Here is a 9,467-nt window from a genome sequence, read left to right as displayed (position 1 = left end):
TACAATACTTAAAACAGGTTCTAAAAAGAACCCTACTATACCATTGCCCAAAATGAAGGAAAAAGACCAAAAACCAACCAAATCCTCATAAAAAGCATGAAAACTACTTTGAAATATCGTTTTTTGAGGTAATCTGCTACCATAAAAAAATGCTAAAGTGACATCCTAACGATTTTCTTTCTTGTTAAGGGTATAGCAAACCTCTCGAATTCCCCCTTATCACCAAATCCCAGATCAGTCAACAGATCATATAGCGCTAGCCTATCGGCACGCCATATGCTTAGTTATTACATGCACTACTTTCTTTTCTTGCGAAAATGATCAGTTAGAAAACCCTCAAGATCAACTCGAAAATCAAACGGTAGTAGAAAAAAGGCTTTTTGCAGAGGAAGCATACCCTGAACAAACAGGAAAAATAGTCACTATTAATCTCAACGGAGAATCTGTAATTGCTCAGGAATTCGATAATGAGTATGTTATAGATGGTGATATTATTATTGCAAAAAATGACCCTATTCTTAATGAGAGTAAGAGTGTAGGACGCACAGGAAGGCGTTGGCCAAATAATACAGTGTATTATACGATACAGAGTAGTTTGCCTAATCAAGCTAGAGTTACTGATGCAATTGCACATTGGGAAGCAAATACCAGTCTTAAATTTGTAAGAAGAACGAATCAATCTGCTTACATTTATTTTCAAGTTGGTAGTGGATGTTCTTCTTCTGTAGGTCGTACAGGAGGTAGACAAACTATTAATCTGGCTAATGGATGTTCTACAGGTAGTACTATTCATGAAATTGGTCATGCCGTAGGTTTATGGAATGAGCAAAGTAGAAAAGATAGAGATCAATATATAACTATCAATTTTCAGAATATACAATCAGGAAGATCATTTAATTTTCAAACGTATACCCAACAAGGAGCTGATGGTGCAGAATATACAAATGCATTAGATTTTAACTCAATCATGCTATATGGTTCTTATGCTTTTTCTGCAAACAATCAACCTACTATTGTAAGAAAAAATGGATCTACCTACAATGCACAAAGAAATGGGCTTTCTTCTGGAGATATTGCAGGAATAAAAATTATGTACCCTAGTGATGGAGGTGGAGGTAATGATATCTGTGATGGTGTAGCCCCTTATTCTTCTTCTCAAACTTACCGTACTGGTAACCGTGTGACATATAGAGGGGATTTATACGAAAGAACTTCTAGAAGCTGGAGGCGTATTAGTCCATGTGGTAGTTCAAAATCTGCTCCAAATCAGCATGTATTTGACCTCAATGATATTGTGCAGAATTAATATGGTATTTTAATTTGTTATTATTTGTATAACAAAGTGTTAATGGTAAAATCCCTCCAGTAGATATATGGAGGGATTTTATAGTTATAACTGGTATTACTGTTTTATTTCTTTAGCATTTTCGGGGATATCAAATAAAGAACCTTCTTCATCTAAAAAAGTTATATTGGTGATTGAGGCTTCTCCTAATTTATCGGTTATTCCCCCTTTATCTTCTCTCCAAGTGTAAAACTCCCACTTGGTAGCAAACGGGATATCATCTATTGTTTTAAAATCTTTATAATATATTGCATGTGGATCCTCTTGGGCTTTAGAAATATCTCCATCACTACCATAAGTAACAATATAAGCTGCAGCTTTGAGAAGATGATCTTTTGGGTCAGAATAAATAACATACCAATCATCAGAAGAATCACCAATACCTTTATCAAAGGTAAGTCGAGCAGTTTGAAGCTCAACTCCTTTTAAAGGACGCATTTTTTCAAGCTCCCATTGAGTTCCTGGATCATTTAATTTATAAGGAAGCCCTAAAAAATAGGTCCATGTGAACATATCAAAACGAGATTGCTTGTCTACAGCCTCTTTAGGTGATAAAAAGACTTTTTCTTTGGTGTACAGTAATTGACTACCATCTTTTTTGTCAATTTTTATTTTTGTAGCATTGGTGAGCATTGTGATATCACCAGTAAGATGTTGTTTGCCTCCAAAAAAGATATCAATAGAAAAGCGCACAGCTTTATGTTTTAGGAAATTATCTTTTTGGTGTGCTTGTTCGATGCTTTTTAAGTGATGATCAATAATTGATAATGCACCATCACCAATTCCTCCATCTGATTCTACAGGAATTGTTTCGGTTTTGTCATTTGCATTATGATCAACACTTTTATTTTCTTCTTTTTTGTTTTTGTTACAGCTTAAAATAGTGATTGATAGGATCAAAATCCATAAATTTTTCATGAGTATTACATTTGTGTTATATTGAGAGTAAAATTACTAAAAGCAGTATTCGGAAAACAATTTTTGGGAAAACTGTAACAGAAGTATAGTTAAGCAAATAAAAAGTGAAATTTAAGATATGATCACTAAACAATATTTTTTATAAGACTATTATTTTTCCTCAAATTCAGGGCAGCCTAACCTGATGTCAATGTCTTTAAGGTCTGTTTGTATATAATTACAATAATGATTGTTTTTGCTTCTTTTGTAGAATTTACAAACATAACAAGTTCTTTGCACTTATATAATACCAGCTCTATAGAGCTGATAGATCAAGGTGTTTATGGTGTGTACTAACGATTCTTGTTCTTTGATCGTAAAATTTATAAGTTGCTCTTTGATTAGGTTTGCAAAATTCTCTGTTTGAATAACACTCTTTATTACCTTAAGAAGGTAAGCTTATATAGTAACTTCTATGATCTGATGAGGTGTTATCTTTGAATATCATTTCTTTTTTTTCCAGAACCTTGACAGCATCACTTATAGTAGGTTTGGTAATATTAAATTCTTTTGCTAAATAACTCACTGTACATAGATTTTCTTTGTGATAGGCACAAAAAATCATAATCTGTATTTATATAGACTTAGGCTGTTTTTTGGCATGTTCCCATAATAAAGTTTTAAAAACTTCAGAAACGCGTTTTAGGACAATTACAATTTTGCAATTGATATCCTTATGCTGGAATGGCATGTTAAAAATACTGTCACCCATATATGTAGCTAATGAGAAAACCATGTTTTCTCATTAGTAAAGTTATTGAACCTAATTATTCATCATTTGATTATTTACAATTTTCCATTTCTATTATTGAATATCCTTTGTTTTCGATGTCTTGGATCATTTCTGTAGATCCACGTGTTATATGACAAAATCTACATTTACTTAAAGAAATACCTTTTGTAGTAAAATACTTGGATTTCAAATAATCTTCTCCAAACTGATGAATGATATTTTTATCTGTTATGTGTTCTGGAGCAAGAATATCAAAATGCATTATTGTTCCATTATCACGTTGTAGGTATGTGTCCCAAACTGCTAATTCCATTTTTTTGATAGTTAAAAAAATGAGTTAACCGTTTTTTGCTGACTCATTTTTGGTGAGTAATTATCCCTTTACGTCATCTATAGAAGCACCAAAGTTCAAGTGTAATACGTTTCCATTTGGAGTTAGGAGTGCAGGTACTGATTTTACTCCATGTTTTTCTGCTGCTTGTATTTGTGAAGGATCTTCTCCTAAATGAATGATATCAACATTACTAGACCCTACAAGATTAACGATGTCATGTTCTACGCTGATACATACTGGACAGCCTGCGTGATAAAAAATAGATTTACTCATTTGTATAAAAATTTATGTTAATGCGATATTGCATTGTAAATATAGTTAGGGCTCCTAACTAAATAAATATTTTGTCATATTTTAAAACTATAGTAGTATAAAAAATAATAATTGTATCGATTTTTATGAATTACATTCTATTCAGGTTATCATCAATGTCCTTGTTTTTAAAAGAAGATTTTTTGCCCTTATCAAAGGAGTACTTAATAGTAAATGCAATTTCTTTTCTATTTATATAAAAGCTATCTTGAATTGTAATTTGATTAGAGGTATACTTGTTTTTGTAATCCATATTTCTGAAAATATCATTAGCATTTATAGTAAATTTTAGAGTATCGAAGAATGTCTTTGAAAAAGATAGATTTAATATAAACATGGGGTTTTTTTCAAAAACTCCTTGATATTGTCGTGTAAGTCCCCAGAAATTAAGAGATAAAGTTGTTTTTGGCATGAGCTTAAAATCATTATTAGAATAATAATATAGATAAGGTTTGGAGTCATGAATACTAGTGTTTGGAGTTTTGATCTTATTATAAATGAGTGATAAGGAATTCGTAGTATGCCAAAACTTATATGTGGCAGTATTGCTTATTTTCATTTGATATCCTGATTCCTCTTCAAAATTTTGTGGAGAGGATATAACTCTATTATTTATTGTATCATAAGTTACATCATAGAAAATAGGATTTTTTTTATGGGAGTAATTAAAAGCGCAAGTATATTTTTTAGATTGAAATGTAGCAGATAAATCTTCTATAATAGAAGATTTAAGGTTTATATTTCTTGAAAATTCAGAATGAGGATTTATATAAGTGCTAATAGAACTTGCATTAAGATATCCAGGTCTATTTATAGCTGTATTATAATTTAAAGAGATGTTTTTTGTATTGTCAATGGGTATGTTGAATTGTATTTTTGGAAAAATACGTAGTTGTTTCCTGTCTATTACAGGATAAGTATCATTTCTAAAACTACCTGTAACAATTGTAGCTTCTGATCTTACGCCTGTTATATATTTGAATGTATGTATATGACCCGATAGTTGGGCATATGATCCATATATAGATTCTTGATAGTCATATTCTGAAAGACTGTTTTTTGCAGGATTTGGAAACTCAAAATTTGAATAGGCATATGCATTAGCTTCTGAGAAAGTACCACCAATCTCAATTTTTGAATTAGCTCCTATTTCTTTTTCTATATCAATTCTACCAGAGAATACCTCGATTTCATATTTTTGATTTCTGTTTTGAGAGAATTCAAAACCTGATTCGTTTGTGTCATTAAAAATTTGACTTTTTGGATAATGCCTTATGTAGTTAGAGTATTGAAGCCCAAAAAAAAGAGAAGATGTTTTGGTGATTTCTTTATTAAAATTAAAATTAGCATTAATGTGATTTCTTTTTTCACGATGTAATCCAATAGTGGTGATATGGTTTTCTGTTGTTCCTTGCTTGAATATAGTATTTGTATTTATAGGAATTCTGTCGGTATGAGTTCTGATATTTACTTGTCCCGATACATAGTCATTTTTATGTATTTGATAATAAACTCCACCTCCTATAATGAATTGAGGTCTTAAACCAATTGCATTTACTTGAGATTGGGTTGTAATAGGGGGATTTAAAATTTTGAGATCTGAATCGGCAGCTTCCCAAAAACCTAATTGGTTATAATTGAAATTTGTGCGTAACTCTAGTTTGTTTCTTGTATAGTTTGAATGTATTGCCAAGTAGTTATTGAATTTTCTTTTGAAGGATGCTATTTCTGATAATTGAATTTTATAACCATCTATGAGGTCGTGTTTTCTCGTTATTAGAATAAGACTTCTTCCTTCTGCTTCATATTTTGCAGAAGGAGTATGTATTAATTCTATGCTTTTTATGTCCTCTACAGATAATGATTTGAGTTGATCTAGAGTTATTTTTTGATTATCTATATAGAGTAAAGGATTTTCTTTTCCTATAATAGTAATAGATTCCTGATCTGGACTTATTTGAATCTCTGGTAATTTTGATAAAATATCTACTGTTGATGGTAGGGATTCAAAAATGGAGTTTTCTACATCGATTTTTATAGAACCATTAGACATTGTTATAGAACTCTTATGAGTTTTAATAGTTACTTCATCTAGTTTGACTGAACTTGTTTTGAGATTGAAAATGAAAGTACTGTTTTGGCTAATGTTAATTTTTTTATACTGATCAATATAACCAAGAGAGGTAATATGTATTATATATTGATTTGATTGTAGTTTGTCGAAGCTGAATTTCCCATTTTTGATTACAGTATGTTTTAAGAGAGTTGAATTTTTATCAAGTAAATAAATTTCCCCAGTTTCTATTGAAATATTATTTTGATTAAAAACAGTTCCCGATATTGTATAAGCAGATTGTGTATATCCCAGATATGAGATGAATAAAAATATAAAAGATATGATTTGCTTCATTGTTTTTTTGAAGCAAATAACTAATGAAATAGGTGGAAATTACCGTGATATCAAGCTGAATAAGGTACTAGTACTGGTATGATTTCTATTTTTTGAGTAATAAGTCTTGTCTGCTAGAAATATTTAGTTTGCTGTAAATGTTTGATATATGTGTTTTTACAGTACTTAAGCTTATAAAAAGTTCATTCGCAATTTCTTTATTGCTTTTGCCCGATATAATAAGGTTTTTTATAACCTTTTCTTGTTTACTTAGTGGTATTGGTTTCTGTTTTTTCTGATTTCTTAAGAATTTTATAATGATCAGAAGTAGTATACAGATAATAAAAATTGCAAAGGCATTAGCCCATAAACTGATTGTATATTTTTTGTTGGTGGTTTTTTGAGTGATTGTTTGTAGTTTATTTTCTAGATAAACATAGGTAGAAGGGTCAAGATCACTTGATTTTAATTCTTTTATCAAACTTAGATAATATGTTGGATTTGCTTGTGCATCTTTTTCTAAAAGACCTTGGTCGTCTAACCTTTTGATACCAATGAGTTTTACCAAAAGGATTTGCAGTGAATCTTTTACATAGCCTTTTGTTTCCAAAAGATATTTTTTGGTATCAAAATCTGATGTTAGATTTTCGTATCGTGCTTCAAAATTTTTTAGTTTTTGCCATTCATGATTTGCTTTGTTGTTACTAGTCTGTTTAGTAAATAATTGTTCGCTTTTATCAAAATGTATAGTATCATTTTTTGATAGAATAAACAATTCAAAGTTTTTTACTTTTTTAGATAGTGTGTCTTTTTCTTTTGGGGATAAAGGCTTAATATGTAATTTATAAATATGTTCTTTTGTAGTAAATAAGTTTTGATCAAAAGTAAAATAACCATCTGCCGCAATGGGTGATGATGCAATTTGTGTATCGTAAAATGTATTTGAATTTTCTTTGGGGTGGAGCTGACTTAGATAAACTTGGCGTTCCCAATTCTTGGGGTTTTTAATATCAACATATCCCGAAACGCAATTTTGACCAAATAGGTTAGAGCCTAGTAGGAATGCAAGTAGAAAAAAATAATATATGTTCTTCATTATAATACAATATAGAAGCTAGCTGTACGAATGTAAAAGTTTTGAGTTACATAACAAAAGTGTGATACAAAAAAACCGCTTCAATCGTAACAATGAAGCGGTTTTATATTTATAAGTATTAACAGTCTCTAATGACTACTTTATCATGTCATAACTACGTTTGATAAAGTTTGTTAATTCTTCTCCTTTTAATAGGTTTTGAGAAAGTCTAGCAAGATCTAGTGATTGTTTGATCAAACGTTCTTTCTTCTTTTCGGTCTTGGTGTCTTTGATTTGACCGATCAATTCATGGTTTGTATTTACAATTAGATTGTGCATTTCTGGCATATTACCAAACATGTTCATTCCGCCGCCACCGGTCTGTTGCATTTCTTTCATACGGCGCATAAATTCTGGCTGAGTGATCATAAATGGAGATGAATCACTATCCATAGCTTCTAGCTGTACAGTATACTTATCTGTAGGAATTATTTTCTCAAGATCCGTTTTAAGGGTTTCTTTTTCCTCGTCAGATAATTTAGATACAGTTTCTTCATCTTTTTTGATGAGGTTATCAATATGATCTCCATCTACACGTGCAAAAGAAATTTTTTCTTTGCTAGTTTCTAGTTTTTGAATCAAATGTGATACAATAGGAGAGTCTAGTAATAATACTTCGTATCCTTTTTCTTTTGCAGCAGAGATATATGAATGTTGCTCATCTTTATCAGAAGCATATAAGATTACCAGTTTATCGTCTTTGTCGGTTTGAGTATCTTTGATTTTTGCCTGTAATTCTTCAAAAGTAAAGTACGAACCATCTACTGTTGGATAAAGAGCAAATTTGTCAGCTTTTTCAAAAAACTTATCTTCAGAAAGCATTCCATACTCAATCACAATTTTAATGTCATTCCATTTTTGCTCAAAATCTTCTCTACTGTTTTTAAACATAGAGTTTAGTTTATCAGCAACTTTTTTAGTAATATAACTAGATATCTTTTTTACATTACCATCTGCCTGCAAGTAAGAACGAGATACATTAAGTGGAATATCTGGGGAGTCAATTACACCACGAAGCATTGTAAGGAATTCTGGTACGATACCTTCTACATTATCTGTAACAAATACTTGATTTTGGTATAATTGAATTTTATCCTTTTGCATATTCATATCCTGCCCTAGTTTTGGAAAATATAAAATTCCAGTAAGGTTAAAAGGATAGTCTACATTAAGGTGTATATTAAATAATGGCTCCTCAAATTGCATTGGGTACAACTCACGATAGAAGCTTTTATAATTTTCATCTTTAAGATCGGCAGGTTGTTTTGTCCAAGCAGGATTAGGATTATTAATGATGTTATCTACTTCTTGAGTAGGAGCAGGGTCTTCTTCTTTTGCATCTTCTGGTTTTGGTAAAGTTTCAGTTTTAGTACCAAATTTGATTGATACTGGCATAAACTTGTTGTATTTTACCAATAACTCACTTATTCTAGCTTCTTCCAGAAATTCTGTGTCATCTTCACCTATGTGTAAAATAATTTCGGTACCTCTTTCTGTTTTATCATGAGTCTCTAGACTATATGTTGGTGACCCATCACAAACCCAATGCGCTGCGGGCTCATCTTTATAAGACTTAGTAATAATTTCTACTTTACTAGCTACCATAAATGCAGAGTAGAATCCAAGACCAAAATGTCCAATGATTCCAGAATCTTTGGCACTGTCTTTATATTTTTCAAGAAATTCTTCGGCACCAGAAAAAGCAACTTCATTGATATATTTTTCAACTTCCTCTGTAGTCATACCGAGTCCCTGATCAATAATATGCAATTGCTTTTTGTCTTTATCTATTTTTACTTCAATAACTGGATTGCCATATTCTATTTTGGCTTCACCAATATTAGCTAAATGTTTTAGCTTTAGAGTTGCATCTGTTGCATTCGAAATAAGTTCACGTAAAAAAATCTCGTGATCAGAATACAAGAATTTTTTAATTAAAGGAAAAATATTCTCTACTGATACATTAATATTTCCTGTTGCCATTTTTATACTTTTTTAATTTGATTATCATCTTTGTGATGATGTTCTACTCAAAAAAAATACCAATACGGTGTATCTGCCAAACTGGCATTAAGATATTTTTTTTATAAGAGTTGTAATTATTTGTTTTCTTCTCAGACTAAGTTGCCAAATGATTTATTTTTTTCAAGTACGATACGTTGTAGTGTGATATAAAAATTGTACTTAAACAAGAGAATGGTCATTATGAGTTATTTGCAATCAGTGTTTTATGTGTTTTATTGTTGATAAGATACATGAAGG

Annotated in this window: 8 protein-coding genes; 1 reads left to right on the top strand and 7 read right to left on the bottom strand. The window is 30.7% G+C overall.

Translation table 11 applies throughout. The annotated features are described in order from the left end of the window. Positions 1-208: 208 nt before the first annotated feature. Positions 209-1,306, top strand: a complete 1,098-nt coding sequence (locus tag CVD18_RS06140; protein ID WP_369858586.1) for a M12 family metallopeptidase — start codon at positions 209-211, stop codon at positions 1,304-1,306. A gap of 96 nt (positions 1,307-1,402) precedes the next feature. On the opposite strand, the gene CVD18_RS06135 is transcribed toward CVD18_RS06140, so the two are convergent. From CVD18_RS06135 to htpG, 7 genes are all read right to left on the bottom strand, one after another. Beyond that, on the bottom strand, positions 1,403-2,263 hold the full coding sequence (locus tag CVD18_RS06135) for a DUF6503 family protein (RefSeq protein WP_103864566.1): 861 nt from the start codon (positions 2,261-2,263) through the stop codon (positions 1,403-1,405). Between the two features lie 424 nt (positions 2,264-2,687). After that, positions 2,688-2,828 carry a helix-turn-helix domain-containing protein gene (locus CVD18_RS23105; protein WP_233194486.1) on the bottom strand — a complete coding sequence of 47 codons (141 nt, stop codon included), beginning with the start codon at positions 2,826-2,828 and terminating at the stop codon, positions 2,688-2,690. 256 nt (positions 2,829-3,084) lie between these two features. Further along, positions 3,085-3,348, bottom strand: a complete 264-nt coding sequence (locus tag CVD18_RS06125; RefSeq protein WP_103864565.1) for a DUF2024 family protein — start codon at positions 3,346-3,348, stop codon at positions 3,085-3,087. Between the two features lie 60 nt (positions 3,349-3,408). Continuing rightward, entirely contained in the window at positions 3,409-3,642 is a 234-nt protein-coding gene (locus CVD18_RS06120; RefSeq protein ID WP_103864564.1) for a thioredoxin family protein, read from the bottom strand. 130 nt (positions 3,643-3,772) lie between these two features. After that, a complete protein-coding gene (locus tag CVD18_RS06115) occupies positions 3,773-6,091 on the bottom strand; it encodes an outer membrane beta-barrel family protein (RefSeq protein ID WP_103864563.1) in 2,319 nt (772 codons plus the stop codon). A gap of 85 nt (positions 6,092-6,176) precedes the next feature. After that, the gene (locus CVD18_RS23450) at positions 6,177-7,166 is read right to left on the bottom strand and encodes a response regulator transcription factor (protein WP_103864562.1); all 990 of its coding nucleotides are present in this window, start codon (positions 7,164-7,166) and stop codon (positions 6,177-6,179) included. A 135-nt stretch (positions 7,167-7,301) separates the two neighbouring features. Next, on the bottom strand, positions 7,302-9,188 hold the full coding sequence (htpG, locus tag CVD18_RS06105; RefSeq protein WP_103864561.1) for a molecular chaperone HtpG: 1,887 nt from the start codon (positions 9,186-9,188) through the stop codon (positions 7,302-7,304). Positions 9,189-9,467: the final 279 nt, after the last annotated feature.

The organism is Aquimarina sp. I32.4, assembly GCF_002924285.1.
GTDB lineage: Bacteria > Bacteroidota > Bacteroidia > Flavobacteriales > Flavobacteriaceae > Aquimarina.
Note: the sequence above shows the minus strand (reverse complement) of the source record. Positions and strands in the feature narration are given on the sequence as shown.